Genomic DNA, 22,035 nt, shown 5'->3' with positions numbered 1-22,035 from the left:
GGCGTATGGTGAGGCTAAACCTTTTGCCCGGATTTGAAATGAATCTGTGACTTCGGGATGGCAAGGCGTGACAGGGCGCCCGAGACGTACCGCTTGAAGCGGCGCGGCCCGGCCACCACGACCTCGCGCTCGGCGATGTCGGGGATCTGCCGGCTCAGCCCGGAGGCGCTCAGGCGCTCCTTGGCCCGCGGGTCGTGCTCTTCGCCCTCCACGAGGATCAGGCGGTAACGGGACTCCAGCTCGCGCAGCTCGTCGGTGGCCCGGCGGGTGCGGTAGACGGCCACGGTGTCGCCGGCGCCCGCCAGGCGCTCGCGCAGCGAGGCGGCGTCGAGGCCCGTCGCGATCAGCAGCGCCGGCCTGGCCGGGTGGGAGACCCGGTGGCTCCGGAGGGCCATGACGGCGGCCAGCGCGTAGAGCAGCAGGGAGCCGACGCGGTCGGGGCCGCTGACGTGGGTCGTGGAGCTGTACTGATGCGCCACCAGCAGCGCGCCGGCCAGGTAGCCGCCGGCTCTCAGGCGCTGCCTGGCCTGCTCGGTGCGCAGGTGGTCGAGGGCCTTGACGCTGAGGAAGCCGAGCGCCACGAGCAGCGCCGCCACGGCAAGGGCGGCCGGATTCCACGGGTAGCCGTGTGCCGGGCGGATCGCGCCGAACTCGGCCACCGCGACCCCGCTCCAGAACAGGACGGGGCCGTGATGAGCATTCGCCTCGCTAGCCATGACCTCACCATCCTGAACGAACCTTAAAGCTTTCTGAGTAGGGTCTGAAACATGGCTAACGTGCGAGTCGAGCGTACTGAAGAGGGCGGTTTCCGGGCCACCAACGCCCGTGGCGCAGAGGTGCGGATGGGCGGTGGCGACGAGGAAGGGGTGTTCACCCCGGTCGAGCTGCTGCTGGCGGCGGTGGGCGGCTGCAACATCGTGACGGTCGAGCCGCTGACCGCCAAGCGCGGGCACCGGCTCGTGCGGCTGGCGATGACGGTGCAGGCGGACAAGGTCGAGTCGAACCGGCTCGGCCCGGTGACGGTCACCTACGACGTGGAGCTGCCCTCGGAGGCGGCCGACGAGGTGTTCAGGGCGGTGGCCGAGCGGGTGCACGAGAAGTACTGCACGGTGAGCAGGTCCCTGCAGGAGGGGACGGAGGTTCGGTTGGAGCTTCCGTAGGTGGATTAAACAGATATTCGACCCCGTTATGACGCGACCGTTGCATTCGTCTCGGTAGCGTTGTAGCAGGTCAGGAGCACTGCGACTGGCCGTACGACCTTCACCGATGCGGACGCGGAGGGGGACCGCGGTCCGCGAGTGCGGGACCGCCGGCGTTTTTGGGGGAAAGCGCCGGCCTGGACCGCCACCGATCGGGCCGGGCAGCTTTGGGGGAACTGCCCGGCCCGATCCATACGTACCCTCAGACCGGGCCGGGCGGCCTCGAACCGCCCGGCCCGCTCCATGTCCGGCCTCCGGACGGGGGTGGCTCGGGGACCGGACGGTCGATCCGTGTGGGGTGGCTCGGGGACCGGACGGCCCGATCCGTGTGGGGTGGCTCGGAAGCCGGACGGGTCCGATCCGGGCGTACGCTCCGGCCCGCGCATGCGTATCCTCCCGTGACGTGAAGAAAGTTCTCATTGACTGCGATCCCGGCATCGACGACGCGCTCGCCCTGGCCCTGGCCGCCGGCGCGGCCGGCTCACTCGACATCGTGGGCATCACGACCGTCGGCGGCAACGTGGACCTGGAGCTGACCACGGCCAACGCGCTGGCGCTGCGGGAGTTCCTGCGGCTGGACGACGTGGCCGTGACGCCCGGCAGCGGCGGGGCGCTGCTGACGGGCGCGGTCCGGGCCGCCGACGTGCACGGCAGCACCGGGCTCGGCGGCGTGGTGCTGCCCGCGCCGCGCCTGGGGCCGGCGCGGGGCCACGCGGTGGACTTCATCGTGGAGAAGCTGCAAGCCTTCCCCGGCGAGATCACCCTGGTGGCCGTCGGCCCGCTGACGAACGTCGCCCTCGCCGTACGCCACGAGCCGCGCATCGTGGAATGGGCCCGCGAGCTGGTCATCATGGGCGGCTCGTACACGCGGGGCAACACCAACCCGGCGGCCGAGTTCAACATGCTGGCCGACCCCGAGGCGGCCGCGATCGTCTTCGGGGCCGGATGGACGGTCCGGATGCTCGGGCTCGACGTCACGCTCAAGGCCATGGTGACGACCTCGGTGCTGGACCGGATGCGGCCGCTCGGGCGGCTGTCCGAGCTGCTCGTGCCGGCCACCCAGTTCTACGGGAAGGTGACGGACGAGGGCGGGCCGGCCATCCACGACGCGTGCGCGGTGGCGTACGTGCTGGACCCCGGCCTGTTCACCTGCGTGCCGGCCGAGGTGAACGTGGAGACCGCCGGGCAGTACACCCGGGGCATGACCGTCACGGACTTCAGGATCGGCGACCGGCGGCCGAACGCCCTGGTCGCCACGGCCGTGGACGTGCCGAGGTTCTGGGACCTGGTGGTGGGGGCGTACGAGAAGCTGGCGACCCGTCTGGGGTGAGCCGCCCGCCCGGGGTGAGCCGCCCGCCCGGGGTGAGCCGCCCGGCCGCGGAGAGGCGGCCCGCCTGAGGTGGGTCCGCCCGGGCGGGTGGGGCGGCGCGGGCACTGTCCGGCGGCTGATAGAGTTTCTCTTGTCGCGCCGCTAGCTCAGTTGGTCAGAGCAGCTGACTCTTAATCAGCGGGTCCGGGGTTCGAGTCCCTGGCGGCGCACCACCGACCGAAGGGCGCCATCCATCCGGATGGTGCCCTTCGGCGTTCCCGGGGAGAGCTCATCTCCGGGTGCGGGGTGGAGAGTGTTCGTCCGGGGGAGCGGGTTCACGACTCCTGGAGCCGGCGGATCATCGCCTGCTTGGCGGCCGAGAACTCCTCGTCCGTCAGCACGCCCGAGCGGTGCAGCTGGCCCAGCTCCGCCAGCCGGCGCAGCACCGCGTCGTGCACGTCGTCGGAGACCGGCGGGGGCGGCAGCTCGGGCGTCTCGCGCGGCAGGCGGGCGTGCACGGCCGCGGCGACCAGGGCCGTGGCGCCGCCGTACGGCTGGATGCCCCACGAGACGCAGCGCAGGTCCTTCTGCGGCGTCTGGGCCGGGGCCTCGCCCTTGATCCGGAAGCGCAGCGTGCCGTAGCTCATGCCGGACTGCGGCTTCCACTCGACGCCCGCCACGGCGGACAGCGGGAACTCCTGGGGGCCGGCCTTCTCCTTCTCCGTGCTGGCCCACCCGCTCCACTCCAGCCGCACCCGCTCGCCGTCGAAGAACGCCGTGCCGTCGCCCGCCGTGGCCGAGATGGGCACGTCGGGGACGGGCAGCAGGTAGTGCTCGCAGGGGCCGGCGGGCGTCTGGTAGACGAGCAGCGTGTCGCGGATCTCGTCGGCGAAGTATTCGGCCGCGCCCGTGCGGTCCTTCGGCACGGCCAGCCGGTAGGGGTCGGCGGGCGGGCCCAGCGTGCCGGCCACCACGTCGTGCAGGGCGTCGGCCCCCTTGCGCAGCCGCAGGCGCAGATGGCCGCCCTTGCGGGCAGGCTCGAACGTCACGCCGCCGATCGCCTCCAGCGGGACCGTCACCTCGCCGAGCGTGCGGCGCAGCTCGTGCACCTCTTTGCCGCCGCCGGGGACGATACGTAGCATTTCTCCATTGAAGGTCCACGACCCATCGGGGACAGCGATCTCGGCCATATTCTCAGCCTAGGACACACCGCGCGGCGCGATCACGGGCGAAGGAGCGGGATGGAGATCTTCACGAGCTGGCCGTCCTGGGCGCATGCGGAGGCCCCGCTGAGCAGGGCGCTCCCCGGCGCCACCGTGAACGACCTGCGCGAGGCCGTGGCCTTCGCCGGGCGCAGGCACGGGATGCAGCAGCGGCCCACCGGCAGGCCCTACCTGGAGCATCTGCTGGAGGCGCTGGAGGTGGCCGTGTCCGGGGCCGGGGTGAGCGACAGGGACGTGCTGGTCGCCACCGTGCTGCACGACGTGCTGGAGGACACGCCGTGCACCGAGGCCGACCTGGCGCAGCGGTTCGGGCCCGAGGTGGCGGCGCTGGTGCGGTGGGTGACCCGGCCCAGGGGCGGCGCGAAGGCCGACCACCTGGCCTCGCTGGCCAAGGCGCCGCCCCGGGCGGTGCTGGTGAAGCTGGCCGACCGGGTGAGCAACGTGCAGGAGCTGCAGCGCATGCCGTGGCGGTTCCAGCGGCGCTACTACCTGGAGACCGTCTCGTCGATCGTGCCGCTGGCGCAGGCGCACCCGTGGTTCGCGCGGTGGTTCGGCGAGTGGCGGGGGCGGTGGCGGCGCGTGGAGCGCTGGCCGGAGGACTGACCGCCGGCCGGGTGGGGGTCAGCCGCCGATCCTCGCGGTGCGGTTGCGTACGCCCTCGAAGTGGGCGTGGACGGCGGCCACGGCGGCGGCGCGGTCGCCCCTGAGCACGGCCGTGTAGATGTCGCGGTGGCGCCTGGCCACGTCGGCGGGCGGCTCGTCGGGCGTGCCGAGGGCGTCGCGGAGCTGGTAGTAGACGTCCCAGAACGCGCCCAGCAGGCGGCTGACCAGCGGGTTGCCGAGCGGGCGGTAGAGGAGGTCGTGGAAGAGGCGGTCGGTCTCGGGGGAGACCAGCCCGGCCTCGGCCTCGCTCTCCATCCTGGCCATGACGCCGGCCGCCTCGGACAGGTCGGCCGCCGGGCCCAGCTCGATCAGCCGCTGGACGAGGCCGGTCTCCAGGATCTCGCGGATCTCGACCAGGTGGGCCAGGTGGTTGGCGCCGTTCTGGAGCGTGATGCGGCTGTGGAAGGTCAGCTCGTCGACCAGGCCGGCCAGGGACATGCGGCCCACGAACATGCCGAAGCCGTGGCGGATGTCCACGATGCCGACGGCCTGCAGCGCCTTGAGCGCCTCTCTGATCGAGTTGCGGCTGACCTGGAGCTCCTCCATGAGCTCCGACTCGGTGGGCAGGGGATCGCCCGCCACCAGCCCGCGCCTGACGATGAGGTCCTTGACGCCCTCCTGGGCCTCGGTGGCGCGGCTCTGGCGCGCCGGACGCGGGACTGTGGTCATGAAGAATCCTTTCATCTCCGGTAACAATCCGGAAATCTTCCGTTGACCTCATGCCGGGATGGCGTTTAGCGTCCACTTTACGCACTTCGTAGGACATGGGATGTCCCACGTCCTATTTCTCCCAGGAGGTATCCGTGCGCTCTGAGTTCAGCCGCCGCGACTTCCTGCGTCACAGCGGGGCGACGGGGGCGGCGGCGTTCATCGCGGCCACGCTCTCGGCCTGCTCCGGCGGCCCGGCCTCGACAGGCTCGGTCGGCGCCGGGTCCGACAAGGACCTCATCACCGCCGTCATCGGGTACGGCAACGACCAGAGCTGGGATCCGACGCAGACGGCCTCGGCCTTCGCCATGGCCGGCATCAGCCACGTCTATGAGGGACTGCTCGACACCGACCCGATCACGCGCGAGCCGTACCCCGCGCTCGCCACCGCGCTGCCCGCCGACCTGAACGCCACCACCTGGCGGTTCACGCTCAGGAACGGTGCGAAGTGGCACGACGGGCAGCCGGTGACGGCCGACGACGTCGTCTTCACCTTCGAGCGGGTCCTCGACCCCGAGGCCAACGTGCTGATCGGCAACTTCTTCAAGTCCTGGCTGAAGGAGGTGAGGAAGGTGGACGGCGGCAGCGTGGAGCTGGAGCTGAAGTTCCCGTTCCCGGACGCGGCGCCGCGGCTGACCATCGCCAAGATCATGCCGAAGCACGTGTTCGGGCAGCCGGGCGCGTGGGACCAGGCCAAGGGCGGCAAGGCGGTGGGCTCGGGGCCGTACAAACTGGTGGCGCACAACCCGAAGTCCAACACCTCGTTCGAGGCGTTCGACGGCTACAACGGGCCCAGGCCGGCCACGGTCAGGAAGATGAACTGGCTGACCATCGTGGACGCCGCCGCCCGCGTGGCCAAGATCTCCGGCGGCTCCGCGGAGGCGCAGATCGCCGACAACATCCCCTACGCCAACGTCGAGCAGCTCAAGCAGCAGGGGCTGACGGTCGAGGGCGGCAAGGGCATGAACCACATGTTCCTGATGTTCAACACGGCCACGAAACCGTTCGACGACGTACGAGTGCGCCAGGCCCTGCACTACGCCATCGACAAGCGGAAGATGATCGACGTGGCGCTCAAGGGCCACGGCACCGCCTCCAGCTCCTTCCTCAACGAGGGCCACCCCGACCACCGCCGCGCCTCGGTCGTCTACGACCACGACCCCGACAGGGCCAGGGCGCTGCTGAAGGAGGCCGGCGTCGGCGACCTGACCGTCAACCTCATGGCGGTCAACGTGAGCTGGATCGCCGACTGCCTGCCCACCATCGCCTCCTCCTGGGAGGCCGTCGGCGTCAGGACCACGCTGGAGCCGCAGGACACGGCCGCGCTCTTCACCAAGATGGACCAGTTCCAGGAGTACCAGGTCGTCGCGGCGGCCTCGAACCCCAACCAGTTCGGCATGGACGCCGACCTGATCCTGCACTACAACTACGTGCCCGGCGGCCTGTGGATGAAGTACGCCCACTGGGACGGCACCGAGGACGCGGAGAAGCTGTTCGCGATGATGGACGAGGCCGCCAAGGAGACCGACCGGGCCAGGCGCACGGAGCTGATCCACGCCTACCTGGACTTCGTGGCCGAGCAGGCCGTCCTCTACCCGGTCGTGCACAACGAGCTGATGACGGCCTGGGACCCGAAGAAGCTGTCCGGCGTCCGCGCCCAGCCCTACCCGGGCCTCAATCTGCTGCAGGCCAAGAGGTCATGACGCTCGTCGCCCGGATGCTGCTGCGGCGGCTGCTCATCCTGATCCCGATGGTGCTCGGGGTGGTCGCGTTCGTCTTCGTCGTCATGCGCTTCTCCGGCAACAAGCCGGAGTACGCCTACTTCCAGGGCGCGAACCCGACCCCCGAGCAGATCCGCCAGTTCCAGATCGAGAACGGCCTGCTGGACCCGCTGCCCGTGCGTTACCTCCGCTTCGTCGCGGACCTGGCGCAGGGCGACATGGGCACCAGCGTGCTGACGAAGAAGCCGGTCATCGAGTCCGTGACGACCGCCCTGCCGCTCACCCTGCAGCTCACGTTCCTCGGCCTGGCCGTGGCGGTGGTGCTGTCGCTGGTGTTCGGTGTGACGGCGGCGCTGTTCCGCGACCGCTGGCCCGACCAGGTGATCCGCATGGTCTCGCTGGTCGGGGTGGCGGCCCCCGCGTTCTGGCTGGCGCTGCTGATGATCCAGTGGCTGGCCGTCGGGGAGGGGCTGTTCCCGACCGGCGGCTACATCAACCCGGCCGACTCGCTGCCCGGCTGGCTGCGCTCGATGACGCTGCCCGCCCTGTCGTTGTCGCTGCCGATCGCCGCCCAGCTCACCCGCATCATCCGCACGTCGATGGTGGAGGAGCTGGACCGCGACTACGTGCGCACCGCCATCGGCAGCGGCCTGCCGATGATCGTGGTCGTCGGCCGCAACGTGCTGCGCAACGCCCTGATCAACCCGCTGACCGTGCTGGGCCTGCGCATCGGCTACCTGATCGGCGGCACGGTCGTGATCGAGACCATCTACGGGCTGCCCGGCATGGGCCAGCTCATGATCAACGCGGTGCGCGACGGCGACCCGGCCGTGGTGCAGGGCGTGGTGCTGACGATCGCGATCGGCTTCATGGTCGTCAACCTGGTCGTCGACATCCTCTACCTGCTGGTCAACCCCCGCCTCAGGAGCGCGACATGAGACGTGGCCTCACCGAGCGGCTGTCCCGGCCCGGCGTCGGCCTGCGCAGGCTCACGCTGCTGTCGTGGGTGTCGGTCGGCATCATCGCGGTGGTCGTGCTGGCCGCGCTGCTGGCGCCGTGGATCGCGCCGCACTCGCCGTACTTCCAGGTCGTCCCGGATCCCGCGACGGGCGGCGGGCCGTCGGCCGCGCACTGGATGGGGCTCGACAGCGCCAACCGCGACATCCTGTCCCGGCTCCTGTACGGCGCCCGCTGGTCGCTCATCATCGGCCTCGGCGCGACCGGGCTCGCCCTGCTGGCCGGGGCGATCCTGGGCGCGATCGCGGCCACCTCGCGCCGGGCCGTGGACGAGACCCTCATGCGCGTGCTCGACGTCATCATGGCCTTCCCCGGCATCGCGCTGGCCGCGGTGCTCGTGGCGGTGTTCGGCGGCAGCATCCCCGTGCTGGTCATGGCCATGGCCTTCCTCTACATGCCGTCCGTGGCCCGGGTCGTGCGGGCCAACGTGCTGGCGCAGTACGGCGAGGACTACGTGGCCGCGGAGCGCGTCATCGGGGCGCGCACGCCGCACATCGTCATCAGGCACGTCGCGATCAACTGCGCCGCGCCGGTGCTGGTGTTCTGCACGGTCATGGTGGCCGACGCGATCGTGTTCGAGGCGTCGCTGTCGTTCATCGGGGCCGGCGTGCGCCCGCCGAACCCGTCGTGGGGCAGCGTCATCGCCGACGGCAAGAACCTCGTGCTGCTCGGCGGCTGGTGGGCCACGGTCTTCCCCGGCCTGCTGATCCTCGTCACCGTGCTCGCGCTGAACATCCTGTCCGAGGGCATCTCCGACGCCTGGGCCGCCCCGGCGGCGCGCAAGGCGCAGGTGCGCGGGGACGACGACGCGTTCGAGCGGGCCCGGCCGGGCTCCGGCGAGCCGGTCGAGCTGCCGGGGCTGGAGGAGGCCGCGCGCCGGCTGGCCGAGCGGGCCCGCCCGCTGCCGCAGGGCCCGCCGATCCTCGCCGTGGAACGGCTGCGCATCGGCTTCGCCGCGGGCCCGTCCGCCGGCGTCGACATCGTGGACGGCATCGGCTTCGAGGTACGCCCCGGCGAGGTGCTCGGCCTGGTCGGCGAGTCCGGCTGCGGCAAGTCGCTGACCGCGCTGACCATCATGGGCCTGCAGCCCCGCGAGGCCCGCGTCAGCGGCCACGTGCGCTTCGACGGGCGCGAGCTGCTCGCCGAGTCCCGCCGCGCCCGCCGCCGCCTGCTCGGCCACGAGATGGCGATGATCTACCAGGACGCCCTGTCCTCGCTGAACCCCGCCATGACCATCAGGGCCCAGCTCAAGCAGCTCACCCGGCGCGGCGGCCGGCGCAGCCCCGCCGAGCTGCTCGAACTCGTCGGCCTCGACGCCCGCCGCACCCTGTCGGCCTACCCGCACGAGCTGTCGGGCGGGCAGCGGCAGCGGGTGCTGATCGCGATGGCGCTCTCCCGCGACCCCCGGCTGATCGTCGCCGACGAGCCCACCACCGCGCTCGACGTGACCGTGCAGGCCCAGGTCATCGAGCTGCTGCTGCGGCTGCGGGAGGAGCTGGGCTTCGCGCTGATCCTCGTCTCGCACGACCTGGCCCTGGTGGCCGACGTGACCGACCGCGTGGTGGTCATGTACGGCGGCCAGATCGTCGAGACCGGCGTCACCGCCGCCCTGGTCGGCCGGCCCGCCCACCACTACGCCCGCGGCCTGCTCGGCTCGGTGCTGTCGCTGGAGTCGGGGGCCGAACGGCTCACCCAGATCCGCGGCGTGGTGCCCGCGCCGGCCGGCTTCCCGGCCGGCTGCCGGTTCGCCGACCGGTGCCCGATGGCCACGGACGTGTGCCGTACCGAACGGCCGGTGCTGGAGGGGGACGCCGTCCACGCGGTGGCCTGCCACCACCCGGCGCCGACCCCGGCGAGGAGTGAGCAGGGTGCTTGAGCTGAAGGACGTGCACGTGGTGCACAAGGCCCGCTCGGGCGGCCTGTTCTCCCGCGACCGCGTGTACGCGCTCACCGCCGCGGACCTCACCGTCGCCCCCGGCGAGACGGTCGGGATCGTGGGGGAGTCCGGGTGCGGCAAGTCCACGCTGGCCCGGGTGCTCGTCGGGCTGCAGCGGCCGACCTCGGGAAACGTCCTGTTCCGGGGGCGGGACCTGTGGGGGCTGAACGAGGCCGAGCGGCGGGAGCTGGTCGGGTCGAGCGTGGGCATGATCTTCCAGGACCCGTCCACGGCGCTCAACCGCCGCCTGTCCGTCGGCCAGGTGCTGCGCGACCCGCTCGACGTGCACCGGCGCGGCACCCCGGCGCAGCGCGACGCCCGCGTCCGCGAACTGCTCGACCTGGTCGGGCTGCCGGCCGGCGCGGCCGGCGCGCTGCCCGGCCAGCTCTCCGGCGGGCAGCGGCAGCGGGTCGCGGTGGCCAGGGCGCTGGCGCTCGAACCCGACCTGGTCGTCGCCGACGAGCCGACCAGCGCGCTCGACGTGTCGGTGCGGGCGCAGATACTCAACCTGCTGTTGGATCTGAAGGAGCGGCTCGGGCTGGCGCTGGTGTTCGTCTCGCACGACATCCAGACGGTCCGCAGGATGAGCGACCGCGTGGTCACCATGTATCTGGGCCGGATCGTCGAGCGCACGCCGGCGCGCTCGGTGCCGCTGGGCGCGCGGCATCCGTACACGCGGGCGCTGTTCTCCGCCACGCCGGGGCTGATCTCACCCATCAACCCGATCCCGCTGGTCGGCGCGGTGCCGTCGGCCACCAGGCCGCCGAGCGGCTGCCCGTTCCGCACGCGGTGCTGGCGCGCCGACGACCTCTGCGCCGCCGAGCTGCCCGAGGCGACCGTCGAGGGCGACCACCTCTTCCACTGCCACCATCCGGTCGCGGCCGGGGCCACAGACCTTGAACTGATCCAGGAGCGCGCATGACGACTTCCCGACTGTCCGGTGTGATCCCGCCGGTGTGCACCCCCATGACCCCCGAGTACGAGGTGGACACCGCCTCGCTCGTCCGGCTGGTGGAACACCTGATCGACGGGGGCGTGGACGCGCTGTTCGTGCTCGGGTCCTCCTCGGAGGTGGCGTACCTGACGGACGCGCAGCGGCGTACGGTGCTGGACACCGTGACCGGGCACGTGGCCGGGCAGGTGCCGGTGCTGGCAGGGGTGATCGACATGACCACGCCCCGGGTGCTCGAACACGCGCGGGTCGCCGCCGCGGCCGGGGCGGCGGGGCTGGTGGCGACCGCGCCGTTCTACACCCGCACGCATCCGGAGGAGATCCGCACCCACTTCAGGACGCTCGCCGCGCGCACCGGGCTGCCGGTCTACGCCTACGACCTGCCGGTGTCCGTGCACACCAAGCTGAGCGCGGACCTGCTGCTCGGCCTGGCCGCGGAGGGCGCGCTGGCGGGCGTGAAGGACTCCAGCGGCGACGACGGCGGGCTGCGCGCGGTCATCATGGGACGCGAGGCGCCGTTCAGCGTGCTCACCGGGTCGGAGGTGACCGTGGACTCGGCGTTGTGGATGGGCGCCGACGGCGTGGTGCCCGGCCTGGGGAACGTGGACCCGCGCGGCTACGCCGAGCTGTACCGCTGCGCCCGCCTGGGCGACTGGGAGGCGGCCAGGGCGGAGCAGGAGCGGCTGGTCAGGCTCTTCCGGATCGTGCACGTCGGCGGCGGGCGCATGGGCGGCAGCTCGTCGGGGCTCGGGGCGTTCAAGGCCGCCCTGCACCTGCGCGGGATCATCGACTGCCCGGTCACCGCCCTGCCGCAGATCCCGCTCAACGACGACGAGGTCGGCCGGATCGGCAAGCTGCTGGCGGGCGCCGGCCTCCTCTGACCGGCCGCACACCCTCCCGGGGCTCCCACCGGCCGGTGTGCTCCCCGGGCGGGGACGACTTGCGGCCGACTCTCCTGCGTCCGGCTCTCCGCGCTCCCGGCGGGAGAGGCGGACGCAGGGGAGGGCGGTCAGCGGTCGGCGTGGGCCGCCCGCTCGTTCGGCACGCAGTGGGTCATCTTCAGGCCCTGGACGTCGCGGGGGCCGTTCCTGCCCAGCTTGGCCAGCCGCTCGTGGTCCTCGTCGGTCAGGTCCTGGCTCTTCAGCGGCTCCAGCCCGGACACGTCGTCCGGGGTGATGCCCAGCCCCTCGCCGACCCGCAGGCCCAGGTCGTCCTCGACGAGCAGGAAGTGCCAGACCATGCGCTCCTGGATGGCCCGGTCGCACTGCTTGAGCGCGCTGACGAAGTTGTGCACCAGGTCGTCGCGCTCCCAGTCGTCCATCAGCAGGTAACGCTGGCCGGCCTGCTTGTAGTCGTTCGTCCGCGGGATGCGCTTGCGCGTGAGCCGTCCCGTGATGACCGGGCCGACCTCGTCCGGATGCGGGTACTCCGCCTCGCGCAGCCCGTCGCGCAGGGACGGCTCGTAGTTGATGTGCGGGCTCTCGCCGCCCGTGTCGACGAAGTACGTCATCTGCCCGTCGCGCTGGTTCGTCCGGCACGGCGCCTTGGTCTGGTTGACCGGCAGTTGCAGGTAGTTCGGGCCGACCCGGTAGCGCTGCGTGTCGCTGTAGGAGAAGGTCCGGCCGATCAGCATCTTGTCGTCGGAGAAGTCGAGCCCGTCCACCAGCACGCCGGTGCCGAAGGCGGACTGCTCGTTCTCGGCGAACTGGTTCTCCACGTTGCGGTTGAGCACCAGCCGGCCGATGGCCTGCGGCGGGAAGTCGTTCTCCGGCCACACCTTGGTGTCGTCGAGCGGGTCGAAGTCCAGCTCGGGATGCTCGTCGTCGGTCATGATCTGCACGAGCAGCTCCCACTCGGGGTAGTCGCCGCGCTCGATCGCCTCGTAGAGGTCCTTGGTGGCGTGGCCGAGGTCGTGGGCCTGGACGGCGGCCGCGTCCGCCTCGGTCATGCTGCGCACGCCCTGCTTGGGCATCCAGTGATATTTCACCAGATGCGTCTCGCCCTGCGCGTTGACCCACTTGTAGGTGTTCACGCCGAACCCCTGCATGTGCCGGTAGTCGGCGGGGATGCCGCGCGGGCTGAACAGGTTGACCAGCATGTGCATGCTCTCCGGCGTCTGCGACATGAAGTCGAAGATCCGGTTGGGGTCCTGCCGGAACGTGACCGGGTCCGGCTTGAGCGAGTGGATCACATCGGGGAACTTGACGGCGTCCCTGATGAAGAAGACGGCCAGGTTGTTGCCCACCAGGTCCCAGTTGCCGTCCTCGGTGTAGAACTTGATCGCGAAGCCGCGCGGGTCGCGGGCCGTCTCGGCGGAGTCACGGCCGCCGATCACCGTGGAGAAGCGCAGGGCCACGTCGGTGCGCTTGCCCGCCTCCTGGAAGAGCTTGGCCCGGGTGTAGCGGCTGATCGGCTCGTCGCCGAACGTGCCGTACGCCTCGAAGTAGCCGTAGCTGAGCGCGCCTCTGGCGTGCACGACGCGCTCGGGTATGCGTTCCCGGTCGAAGTGGCTGATCTTCTCCAGGAACTGGTAGTTCTCCAGCGTCGCCGGCCCGCGCGGGCCCACCGTGCGCTGGTTCTGGTTGTCGTAGACCGGGTGCCCCTGCCTGTTGGTCAGCACACCGCGCTGGTCGTCAGGCCGGGATCCCATGCCCGCCACGTCTGTCATCGCACCGTTCCTTCCCCCGGACGAGGTCTTCCCCGCCTGCCCTCAAGACCGGCGCGGAAACGGGCAAAGAACGCCCTATGGGCGGCGGCTCCCGAACGGGAAGACCTGCAGTGCGGCCTCCAGCGCCGTGGCCTCCTCCGGAGTGAGGCGTTCGAGGAAGTGGACCAGGGTGGCGGCCTGGTTGCCGCTGGCGGCCAGCGCGTGGCGCATCAGCTCGGCGGTGTAGGCCTCTTTGGTGGAGATCGGCTCGTAGACGTAGGCCCGGCCGACCGGCTCGCGGCGCAGCAGGCCCTTGGTGTGCAGCTTGTCCATCACGGTCATGACCGTGGTGTAGGCGATCTCACGCTCCTTGCGGAGGTCTTCGAGCACGTCACGGACGGACGCGGGCCTGCGGTAGGACCACATCCTGTCCATGATCGTGGATTCGAGATCTCCGAGGGGGCGTCTCATGCACCACATGCTAAGGGTTGCCGCCTCACACCACCCGGCGGCGGCTCACGCCCGCCCGGCGGCGGCCTTCGCCCACCCGGACGGGCCCCGCCGCCGCGGGCCGGTGCGGGCCGGTCAGCGGCTGACGCCGTCCTCGGGGGCGCGCAGGAGGTCGAGGTCGGCGCGGCGGGGGAGGCTCTCCCAGTCGCCCTGGCTGGTGACCGCGAACGCCCCGGCCGCGCACGCCGTGGCCAGCCGCCGCTCCGGCTCCGCGCCGGCCAGCCAGTCGGCCAGCCACCCGGCCGCGAAGGCGTCGCCCGCCCCCACGGAGTCGACCTCGGTCACCCGGTACGGCTCCGCCCGCCGCACGACCCCGCCGGACAGCTCCATCGCCCCCCGCGCCCCGAACTTGAGCAGCACGTGCCGCGGCCCCAGCCCCGCCAGCGCCTTGGCCAGCTCTTCCGCCCCGCCGGCGTCGGCGATCAGCCGCCCCTCGGCCTCGGTGGCGAACAGCACGTCGACCTCGCCGACCGCCTCCCGCAACCACGCCCCGGCCTCCTCGGCCGTCCACAGCGCGCGCCGGTAGTTGACGTCGAGCGAGACCGTCACCCCGGCGGCCCGCGCCACGGCCATCGCGTGCCGCACGGCCTCGCGCGCCTGCCCGGAGAGCGCGGGCGTGATGGCGGAGACGTGCAGCACGCGGGCCGACCTGATCAGCTCGGGGTCGAGGTCGGCGGCGCACAGCCGGGAGCCCGCGCTGTCCTTGCGGTAGTAACGCACGTCGATGAGGTCGGCCGTGCGCCTGCCCTTGATCATCAGCCCGGTCGGCGCGGCGGGGTCGGGGATCGCCCGCACGTGCACGCCCTCGCCCGCGAGCGTGGCCCTGATCAGGTCGCCGAACTCGTCGGCCCCCACCCGGCCCACCCAGGTGGCGGAGTGGCCCAGGCGGGCCACGCCGATGGCCACGTTGGACTCCGCGCCGCCCAGGCCCAGGTCGAAGTCGCGGGCGAAGCGCAGCGGGCCCGTGCGCCTGGCGGCGAACAGCGCCATCGTCTCGCCGAAGGTCACAAGATCGGTCGTCGGCCCGGTCATCGGCTCTGGCCCCCCAGCATTCTCGATATGCGCGCCGCCGCACCGGCCACCAGCGGCCCCAGCTCGCGCACCCGCGCGGCGGTGATCCGCGAGGTGAGGCCGGAGACGGAGATGGCCGCGGTGACGGCGTCGTCGTGGTTGAAGATCGGCGCGGCCACGCAGCGCACCTCGGGCTCGTTCTCGCGGTCGTCGACCGCGTAGCCGCGGCGCCTGATGTGGCCCAGCTCCGCGCGCAGCCGTTCGGGGTCGGTGATCGTGTGCTTGGTCCTGGGCTCCAGGGCCAGCCCGGCCAGGGCCTCCTCGGGCTGCCAGGCCAGGATGGCCTTGCCGACCGCGGTGCAGTGGACGGGGCCGCGGCTGCCGATGCGCGAGGCCATGCGGACGTTGGTCGCGTTCTCCACCTTGTCGATGTAGACGACGTGCGGCGGGTCGTAGACCACCAGGTGGACGGTCTCGCGCACCTCGCTCATCAGCCGGTGCGACTCCTCGGCCGCCACGGCGCGCAGGTCGAGCGTGGCGAGATAGGCCTGCCCGAGCCGGAGCGTGGCGTGGCCCAGCCGGTAGACGCCGGTGGCGCGGTCGCGGTCGAGCAGTTTGGCCTCGACGAGCGGCCCGGCCAGTCGCAGCACCGTGCTCTTGGACAGGCCCACGGCCTCGGCGAGCTGGGTGAGCGTCAGGCCCGGCCGCTCGCGCACGTGGTCGAGCACGGCCAGAGCGCGCCGGAGCGAGGCGGACCTGTTGCGTTCCTGCACGCGCCTCACCATACCGGCGGCGTCTCTCTGCAACATCTCGTTGTGCAGTGCACAACAAGTCGGGTCAAAGCTTCCGCTGCCGCCCCGGCGGTTCCTAGGGTCGCGCTCGGGAGGTAAATAGTGAGGTTTGTTAACTATGTCGCCGCCGGCGTGGCCGTGCTCGCGCTGGCCGCCTGCGCTCCCTCGACCGCCCCGGCCCCGGCCGGCGGGGACGAGAAGACCGGCACGCTGCGCGTGTGGCTCTTCGACGAGCCGAACCGCGCGCCCAAGGAGAAGGTCGTCGGCGAGGCGATCAAGGAGTTCACCGCCGCGCACGCCGGGGTCAAGGTCGAAGTCGCCTACATCCCGACGACCCCCGCCCGGCACGAGAAGTTCAAGGGCGCCTTCAACGACCCGGCCAGCTCCCCCGACGTGGCCGAGTACGGCAACACCGACCTGGCCGAGTACGCCGCCGCCGGCGGCTTCGCCGACCTCGGCCCGCAGCTCGGGAACCAGGACCTGACCCCCGACCTGCTGAAGTCGGCCACCGTGGACGGCAAGCAGTACGGCCTGCCCTGGTTCATCGGCATCCGCGCCCTCTACTACCGCACCGACGTCTTCGACGAGCTGAAGCTGAAGCCGCCCACCTCGCTTGCCGAGCTGACCGAGACCGCCCGCACGATCCGCGAGAAGAAGCCCGACCTGTACGGCATCGCCGTCGGCGGCGAGTACACCTTCGGCGCCCTGCCCTTCGTCTGGGACGCCGGCGGCGACATCACCACCCTCGACTCGCCCGAGGCCCGCAAGGGTGTCAAGGCGTACACGGACCTGCTGACCGACGACATCTGCCCGCCGCAGGCGTGCGTCTCGCTCACCGGCGGCAAGACCGTCGAGCTGTTCGCCGGCGGCAAGGCGGCCATGGCCATCCTGGGCAACTTCAACCGCTCGGCCGTGGACGCGGGCGCGGCGGCCGGCAAGTACGCGGTCGTCCCGCTGCCCGGCTCGGCCCCCGGCTCGATCGCGCCCGCCTTCGCCGGCGGCAACAACCTCGGCGTGCTGAAGAACGCCGCGCACCGCACGCTGGCCGTGGAGTTCGTCAAGCTGCTGGGCGGCAAGGCGTACCAGACCAAGATGTACGAGGCCATGGGCAACCTGCCCACGCTGACCGGCGCGCGGGACGAGCTGGCCGCCAAGGACCCGTTCGTCAAGCCGTTCCTCGACACCGTGGCGGCGGGGACCAGGTTCGTGCCGCTCGACCCCGCCTGGGTGAAGATCGACAACAGCAAGGTCATCCCCACGATGCTGCAGAAGATCGCCACCGGCCGGGCCGGCGTGGACGCGGCCACCGCCGAGGCGGCCGCCGCCGTCAAGACCGCCTTCGGACGCTCGTGACGGCTGGGGTGACGCTCGGCCGCCGGGCCGTGACCCCCGGCCGCCGGGCGGCGACGGCCGGGGGCCGGGCCAGGCCGTGGCTCTACCTGCTGCCGGCGGCGGCCGTGCTGGTGCCGCTGTTCGGCTACCCCGTCTACATGCTGGGGCTGCTGTCGGTCTTCGACTACCGGCAGGCGCAGGTCAGCGGCGGGCAGCCGAGCACGTTCGTGGGGTTCGCGAACTACGCGACGCTGCTGGGCGACGGCCGGTTCTGGGAGGTGCTGCTGCAGACGGTCGGGTTCGCGGCGGCGCTGGTGCTGGCCACGCTGGCGGCCGGGGCGGCGCTGGCGGTGCTGATGACCAGGACCGGGCCGGTGCCCAGGACGTTGTTGTCGCTGGCGGCGCTGGGCGCGTGGGCGGCGCCCGCGATGACCGGCTCGACCGTGTGGATGTTCCTGTTCGACGCCGACCTCGGCCTGGTCAACCAGGTGCTGGGGCTCGACGGGTTCAACTGGTTCTACGACCGGTGGGTGACGTTCGCCGTCGTCGGGGCGACGATCGTGTGGCACTCGTTCCCGCTGGTCATGCTGACGCTCTACGCCGGCATCCAGGCGATCCCGGCCTCGGTGCTGGAGGCGGCGGCGCTCGACGGGGCCTCGGCCTGGCACTCGTTCTGGAAGGTGATCGTGCCGATGCTGCGGCCGCTGGTGACGATCGTGGTCATCCAGTCGGTCATCTGGGACTTCAAGGTGTTCACGCAGATCTACGTGATGACCAACGGCGGCGGCGTGGCCGGGCAGAACACCGTGCTGAACGTCTACGCCTACCAGACCGCCTTCGGCTCCTCCGAGTACGGGCTCGGCTCGGCCATCGCCGTGGTCATGACGCTCGTGCTGCTGGCGTTCACCCTGGTCTACATCCGGGCGCTGCGGCGCGGCGGGGAGGGGCTATGACGGACATCGCGACCCCGCGGGGAGGGGTCATGACGGGCACCGCGACCCGGCGGCGCGGGGTCATGAGGCGGTTCGTGCCGAACACCGTGGCGTGCGTGGTCGCGTTCCTGACCGCGTTCCCGCTCTACTGGATGGTGCTGTCGGCGCTCAAGCCCGACGGCGAGATCCAGTCGCTGGACGTCAAGCCCTGGACGCTGCACCCCACCCTGGACAACTTCGTCAGGGTGCTCACCGGGGAGGGCTTCGGGCGCTACCTGCTCAACAGCGCGGGCGTGGCCCTGAGCGTGGTGGTGCTGTCGGCGGCGGTGGCCTTCCTCGCGGCCGTGGCGGTGACCAGGTTCAGGTTCCGGTTCAGGACGACCGTGCTGATCATGTTCCTGATCGCGCAGATGGTGCCGGTGGAGGCGCTGACGATCCCGCTGTTCTTCGTGGTCCGGGATCTCGGGCTGCTGAACACGCTGGCCTCGCTGGTGCTGGTGCACCTGGCGTTCACGCTGCCGTTCGCGATCTGGATGATGCGCGGGTTCGTCGCCGCCGTGCCCGAGGCGCTGGAGGAGGCGGCCATGATCGACGGGGCCGGGCGGGCGACCGTGCTGTGGCGCATCCTGTTCCCGCTGGTCGCGCCCGGCCTGGTGGCGACCAGCGTGTTCTCCTTCATCACGGCCTGGAACGACTTCATCTTCGCCAGGACCTTCATCATCTCCGCCAAGGACAACCAGACCCTGCCCGCCGCGCTGCTCGTCTTCTTCAAGCCGGACGAGAACGACTGGGGCGGGATCATGGCGGCCTCGACGCTGATGACGATCCCGGTGCTGATCTTCTTCGTGGCCGTGCAGCGGCGGCTGGTGTCAGGACTTGGAGGGGCCGTCAAGGACTGAGATCTCGTGCCGGTCACCCGGGGCCAGGAACTCCAGCAGCCGCCGGCCCTCCGCCTCGACCTCCTCCATGGCCTTGATCGGCTCCCACTGGTGGAGGTTGAGCGTGGAGACGCCCTTGGCCCGGGTGAGCGTCCAGTCGCCGCACGTGTCGCCGTCCACGAGGATCAGGCGGGGCATCACGTTCGTGCCCATGAAGCCGCCGATCGCCGCCGCCCCGGTCCCGGTGATCGTCCTGGAGCGGTCGGCGTAGCCGATGAAGAGGTTGTCGAAGTCGTACATGAGGCGGGGCGGGGCCGGCACGTCCTCGCCGGGGCGGGGCGCGTCCGGCAGGTCGTACAGGGTGCGGCCGGCGTCGTCCCGGAACCTGACCAGGTCCATCGTCTCGACCACCTCGCCCAGCCGGGTCAGCCCCGACCACGCCTGCGCGTCCTGCACCGACGCGGGCCCGAACGCGGCCAGGTAGCGCCGCACCAGCTCGGCCGGCGTCATCGGCGGCGCCTCGAACCCGAGCCAGGACTCCGCGTCGGCGTGGGCGATCGGGCCGCTCCTGCCCCACAGGCCGCGCGGCGGCACCTGCACCAGCGGCACCAGCCAGCGCACGCACTGGCTCAGCGCGTGCGGGTCGTTGCCCGGCCACCGCTCGGCCAGCGCCCGCCCCAGCTCGGCGAAGGTCATCGGCCGTTCCGCCAGCAGCGCCCGCCCCGCCGCGGCCAGCTCGTCGAGGTCCACGCCGGTCAGCCGCCGGACGAACGTCGAGCGCGTCAAGCGTTCGGTCACCACCTGCAGCAGCGGCCGCATGGCCAGGCAGTCGCGGGCGGAGACCAGGTGGATGGTGGAGCGCTGCAGCGCGATGCGCACGAGCTCGCGCGAGAGCAGCAGGTCGGCGGCGTCGGCGGGCCGGAACCCCGCGACGCGGTTCCACAGGCCGGTGTACCAGGTGTGCGGGGTCTGCGCCTGCAGCCCGCCCAGCCGCTCCACGACCTCGATCACGGAGCGGTCGGTGCGGCGCAGCAGATGCTGCCTGTCCAGGGTCGCGCGGTTGAGCGCCCTGCGGCTGATGAGGGGGTCCATGACAGCAAAGGTAGGGGCTGTTGCGGCCGGTCCCGGACCGCGACAGCCCCGGTGACACCGGCGGGACGCCGGCTCGTGGCCCTGCGACGCCCCTGACGCCTGATGGTACGCGCGCTGTTCGTGGGGGGCCATGTGGTGATGAAGGGCTGTCCGCGGCGCTCGGGCGGCGGGGAAGGGGCGTCGATATGATCAACTGACCCATTTCAGAGTCGGGGGAGTGAAATGCCGGAATCACGGCCGAAGACCCTGCTCGCCATGGCGCCCCACGTCGCCGCCCGGCTCCTCACGGGGCCGGTGCGCGAGCGCCTGGTCGCGGTCGCCGACGTCGACCCCGATCTGGTGGCCGCCGACTTCGCCGACCCGGCCGTGGCGGGCGCGCTGGCCGAGGCGGAGGTGCTCTGCACGAGCTGGTGGTGCCCGCCCGTCACCGCCGAGGTGCTGGCCGCCGCGCCCAGGCTGCGCGCGATCGTGCACGCGGCCGGCTCGGTCAAGCACCACGTCACCGAGGCGTGCTGGGAGCGCGGCCTGCTCGTGTCGTCCGCGGCGGCGGCCAACGCCGAGCCCGTCGCCGAGTACACGCTGGCCGCGATCCTCTTCGCCGGCAAGCGGGTGACGGACATCGCCGGGCTCTACCGGGAGCGGCGGGCGCTGCCCGACGTCGAGGGGATCTTCCCCCGGTACGGCAACTACCGGCGCACGGTCGGGATCGTCGGCGCCTCCCGGATCGGCCGGCGGGTGGTCGAGCTGCTGCGGCCGTTCGACCTGGACGTGCTGGTCGCGGACCCGTACCTGAAGGAGGACCTGGGCGTGCCGCACGTCGGGCTGGAGGAGCTGTTCGAGCGCTCCGACGTGGTCAGCGTGCACGCCCCCGCCCTGCCGGAGACCCGCCACCTCGTGAACGCCGCCCGCCTGGCGCGCATGCGCGACGGCGCGACGCTGATCAACACCGCGCGGGGCGCGCTCGTCGACCAGGACGCGCTGGCCGCGGAGCTGTCCTCCGGCCGCCTGTACGCCGTGATCGACGTCACCGAGCCCGACCCGCTGCCCCCGGACTCGCCCCTGTTCGAGCTGCCCAACCTCCTGCTCACCCCGCACATCGCCGGGTCGCTGGGCGGCGAGCTGGCCCGCCTCGCGGACCTGGCCGTGGACGAGCTCGCCAGGTACGCCCGGGGCCTGCCGTTCGCGCACGGCGTCACCGCGGAGGAACTGGCCATCAGCGCGTGATGACTGGGGGCATTCCCTCCCCCTACGCTGCTCAGCATGCACAAACGGGTGATCGACGGCCGTTTCGAGCTCGTGGAGCGGCTCGGCGGCGGGGGCATGGGCCTGGTGTGGCGGGCCTGGGACCTGGCCCTGCACCGCGAGGTCGCGCTCAAGGAGGTACGCCCGCCCGATCCTTCCATCGACGAGCACGACCCGGCCCACGCCCGGGAGCTGCGCGCCCGGGTGCTGCGCGAGGCCCGCGCCCTGGCCCGGCTGAACCATCCGCACGTCGCCACGATCCACCACATCGTGGACCCCGGCGAGCAGGGCTACCCGTGGATCGTCATGGAGCTGGTCACCGGCGGCTCGCTCCAGGACCGCGTCCAGCGCGGCCCCATGCCCCCGCCCGAGGCGGCCCGGCTGGGCAGGGAGGTCCTGTCCGCCCTGCGGGCCGCCCACGAGGTCGGCATCCAGCACCGCGACGTCAAGCCCGCCAACGTCCTGCTGCGCGCCGACGGCCGGTCGGTGCTGACCGACTTCGGCATCGCGGCGATGCGCGAGTCCACGAGCCTGACGGCCACCGGCTCGTTCATCGGCTCGCCGGAGTACATGGCGCCCGAGCGCATCAACGGCGTCGAGGGGGACCCGGCCTCCGACCTGTGGTCGCTGGGCATGATGCTGTACGTCGCGGTGGAGGGCCGCCACCCGCTGCGCAGGAGCACCGCGCTGGCGACGCTGGCGGCGGTGCTCAACCAGGACGTGCCGCCGGCGGAGCGGGCCGGGGTGCTCGGGCCCGTCCTGGGCGCGCTGCTGGTGCGCGACCCGGCGGCCAGGCCGGACGCCGCGACCCTGGACGGGATGCTGGCGGCGGCCGAATCCGGCCACCTGCCCGCCCCGCCCCTGCCCCACCC

21 protein-coding genes and 1 tRNA gene are annotated in these 22,035 nt (G+C 72.0%); 14 read left to right on the top strand and 8 right to left on the bottom strand.

The window, feature by feature from the left end:
- Positions 1-14: 14 nt before the first annotated feature.
- Positions 15-716 (bottom strand): ferredoxin reductase domain-containing protein, encoded by a 702-nt coding sequence (locus IO39_RS07485; protein ID WP_157548003.1) that lies wholly within the window; start codon positions 714-716, stop codon positions 15-17.
- Positions 717-767: 51 nt separating this feature from the next.
- Between IO39_RS07485 and IO39_RS07480 the strand changes: the two genes are divergently transcribed.
- From IO39_RS07480 to IO39_RS07470, 3 genes are all read left to right on the top strand, one after another.
- The gene (locus IO39_RS07480; protein ID WP_043618191.1) at positions 768-1,160 is read left to right on the top strand and encodes an OsmC family protein; all 393 of its coding nucleotides are present in this window, start codon (positions 768-770) and stop codon (positions 1,158-1,160) included.
- A 442-nt stretch (positions 1,161-1,602) separates the two neighbouring features.
- A complete protein-coding gene (locus IO39_RS07475; protein ID WP_043618189.1) occupies positions 1,603-2,529 on the top strand; it encodes a nucleoside hydrolase in 927 nt (308 codons plus the stop codon).
- Between the two features lie 135 nt (positions 2,530-2,664).
- Positions 2,665-2,741 (top strand) — tRNA-Lys (locus IO39_RS07470).
- A 102-nt stretch (positions 2,742-2,843) separates the two neighbouring features.
- Here IO39_RS07470 and IO39_RS07465 read toward each other — a convergent pair.
- The gene (locus IO39_RS07465) at positions 2,844-3,698 is read right to left on the bottom strand and encodes a DUF4429 domain-containing protein (protein ID WP_043618187.1); all 855 of its coding nucleotides are present in this window, start codon (positions 3,696-3,698) and stop codon (positions 2,844-2,846) included.
- Between the two features lie 51 nt (positions 3,699-3,749).
- Between IO39_RS07465 and IO39_RS07460 the strand changes: the two genes are divergently transcribed.
- A complete protein-coding gene (locus IO39_RS07460; RefSeq protein WP_043618185.1) occupies positions 3,750-4,334 on the top strand; it encodes an HD domain-containing protein in 585 nt (194 codons plus the stop codon).
- A gap of 18 nt (positions 4,335-4,352) precedes the next feature.
- Here IO39_RS07460 and IO39_RS07455 read toward each other — a convergent pair whose 3' ends face one another.
- Positions 4,353-5,063 (bottom strand): FadR/GntR family transcriptional regulator, encoded by a 711-nt coding sequence (locus IO39_RS07455; protein WP_043618556.1) that lies wholly within the window; start codon positions 5,061-5,063, stop codon positions 4,353-4,355.
- A gap of 134 nt (positions 5,064-5,197) precedes the next feature.
- Here IO39_RS07455 and IO39_RS07450 point away from each other — a divergent pair, with 134 nt between their 5' ends.
- Genes IO39_RS07450 through IO39_RS07430 form a run of 5 tightly spaced genes read left to right on the top strand, consistent with a single transcriptional unit; the run spans position 5,198 to position 11,609 of the window.
- Positions 5,198-6,805: an ABC transporter substrate-binding protein gene (locus tag IO39_RS07450; protein WP_043618183.1), complete on the top strand. Its 1,608-nt coding sequence runs from the start codon at positions 5,198-5,200 to the stop codon at positions 6,803-6,805.
- On the top strand, positions 6,802-7,761 hold the full coding sequence (locus IO39_RS07445) for an ABC transporter permease (protein ID WP_043618181.1): 960 nt from the start codon (positions 6,802-6,804) through the stop codon (positions 7,759-7,761). The genes IO39_RS07450 and IO39_RS07445 overlap by 4 nt, the downstream gene beginning before the upstream one ends.
- Positions 7,758-9,716: a dipeptide/oligopeptide/nickel ABC transporter permease/ATP-binding protein gene (locus IO39_RS07440; RefSeq protein ID WP_043618177.1), complete on the top strand. Its 1,959-nt coding sequence runs from the start codon at positions 7,758-7,760 to the stop codon at positions 9,714-9,716. The genes IO39_RS07445 and IO39_RS07440 overlap by 4 nt, the downstream gene beginning before the upstream one ends.
- Positions 9,709-10,698 (top strand): oligopeptide/dipeptide ABC transporter ATP-binding protein, encoded by a 990-nt coding sequence (locus IO39_RS07435; RefSeq protein ID WP_245641853.1) that lies wholly within the window; start codon positions 9,709-9,711, stop codon positions 10,696-10,698. Before IO39_RS07440 ends, IO39_RS07435 begins: the two co-directional genes overlap by 8 nt.
- Positions 10,695-11,609, top strand: coding sequence for a dihydrodipicolinate synthase family protein (locus tag IO39_RS07430; RefSeq protein ID WP_043618171.1), 915 nt, complete (start codon positions 10,695-10,697; stop codon positions 11,607-11,609). The genes IO39_RS07435 and IO39_RS07430 overlap by 4 nt, the downstream gene beginning before the upstream one ends.
- A 128-nt stretch (positions 11,610-11,737) precedes the next feature.
- Here the strand turns inward: IO39_RS07430 and IO39_RS07425 are convergent, their stop codons facing one another.
- The 4 genes from IO39_RS07425 to IO39_RS07410 form a co-directional block, all read right to left on the bottom strand.
- A complete protein-coding gene (locus IO39_RS07425; RefSeq protein ID WP_043618167.1) occupies positions 11,738-13,396 on the bottom strand; it encodes a catalase in 1,659 nt (552 codons plus the stop codon).
- Positions 13,397-13,471: 75 nt separating this feature from the next.
- Complete coding sequence (locus IO39_RS07420) at positions 13,472-13,846, bottom strand: BlaI/MecI/CopY family transcriptional regulator (RefSeq protein ID WP_043618164.1); 375 nt, start codon at positions 13,844-13,846, stop codon at positions 13,472-13,474.
- A gap of 114 nt (positions 13,847-13,960) precedes the next feature.
- Positions 13,961-14,917, bottom strand: coding sequence for a sugar kinase (locus IO39_RS07415; protein ID WP_043618161.1), 957 nt, complete (start codon positions 14,915-14,917; stop codon positions 13,961-13,963).
- A complete protein-coding gene (locus IO39_RS07410) occupies positions 14,914-15,681 on the bottom strand; it encodes an IclR family transcriptional regulator (protein ID WP_043618159.1) in 768 nt (255 codons plus the stop codon). Before IO39_RS07410 ends, IO39_RS07415 begins: the two co-directional genes overlap by 4 nt.
- Before the next feature lie 108 nt (positions 15,682-15,789).
- On the opposite strand from IO39_RS07410, the gene IO39_RS07405 reads away from it, so the two are divergent.
- The 3 genes from IO39_RS07405 (at position 15,790) to IO39_RS07395 (ending at position 18,850) form a co-directional block, all read left to right on the top strand.
- Positions 15,790-17,040, top strand: a complete 1,251-nt coding sequence (locus IO39_RS07405; RefSeq protein WP_043618156.1) for an extracellular solute-binding protein — start codon at positions 15,790-15,792, stop codon at positions 17,038-17,040.
- Positions 17,037-17,972: a carbohydrate ABC transporter permease gene (locus IO39_RS07400; RefSeq protein ID WP_084772447.1), complete on the top strand. Its 936-nt coding sequence runs from the start codon at positions 17,037-17,039 to the stop codon at positions 17,970-17,972. The genes IO39_RS07405 and IO39_RS07400 overlap by 4 nt, the downstream gene beginning before the upstream one ends.
- Positions 17,973-18,034: 62 nt before the next feature.
- Positions 18,035-18,850, top strand: coding sequence for a carbohydrate ABC transporter permease (locus IO39_RS07395; protein ID WP_043618551.1), 816 nt, complete (start codon positions 18,035-18,037; stop codon positions 18,848-18,850).
- On the opposite strand, the gene IO39_RS07390 is transcribed toward IO39_RS07395, so the two are convergent.
- A complete protein-coding gene (locus IO39_RS07390) occupies positions 18,821-19,921 on the bottom strand; it encodes a winged helix DNA-binding domain-containing protein (RefSeq protein ID WP_043618153.1) in 1,101 nt (366 codons plus the stop codon). The two genes, IO39_RS07395 and IO39_RS07390, sit on opposite strands and share 30 nt — an antisense overlap.
- Positions 19,922-20,143: 222 nt before the next feature.
- Between IO39_RS07390 and IO39_RS07385 the strand changes: the two genes are divergently transcribed.
- Together IO39_RS07385 and IO39_RS07380 are read left to right on the top strand one after the other, a co-directional pair.
- Positions 20,144-21,145, top strand: coding sequence for a hydroxyacid dehydrogenase (locus IO39_RS07385; RefSeq protein ID WP_043618150.1), 1,002 nt, complete (start codon positions 20,144-20,146; stop codon positions 21,143-21,145).
- A 36-nt stretch (positions 21,146-21,181) separates the two neighbouring features.
- On the top strand, positions 21,182-22,035 hold an 854-nt coding region (locus IO39_RS07380; RefSeq protein WP_211266930.1), incomplete at its 3' end, for a serine/threonine-protein kinase.

Origin of the sequence: Nonomuraea candida, assembly GCF_000725485.1 — a bacterium.
GTDB lineage: Bacteria > Actinomycetota > Actinomycetes > Streptosporangiales > Streptosporangiaceae > Nonomuraea > Nonomuraea candida.
This window is presented reverse-complemented; position numbering and strand designations above follow the sequence as displayed.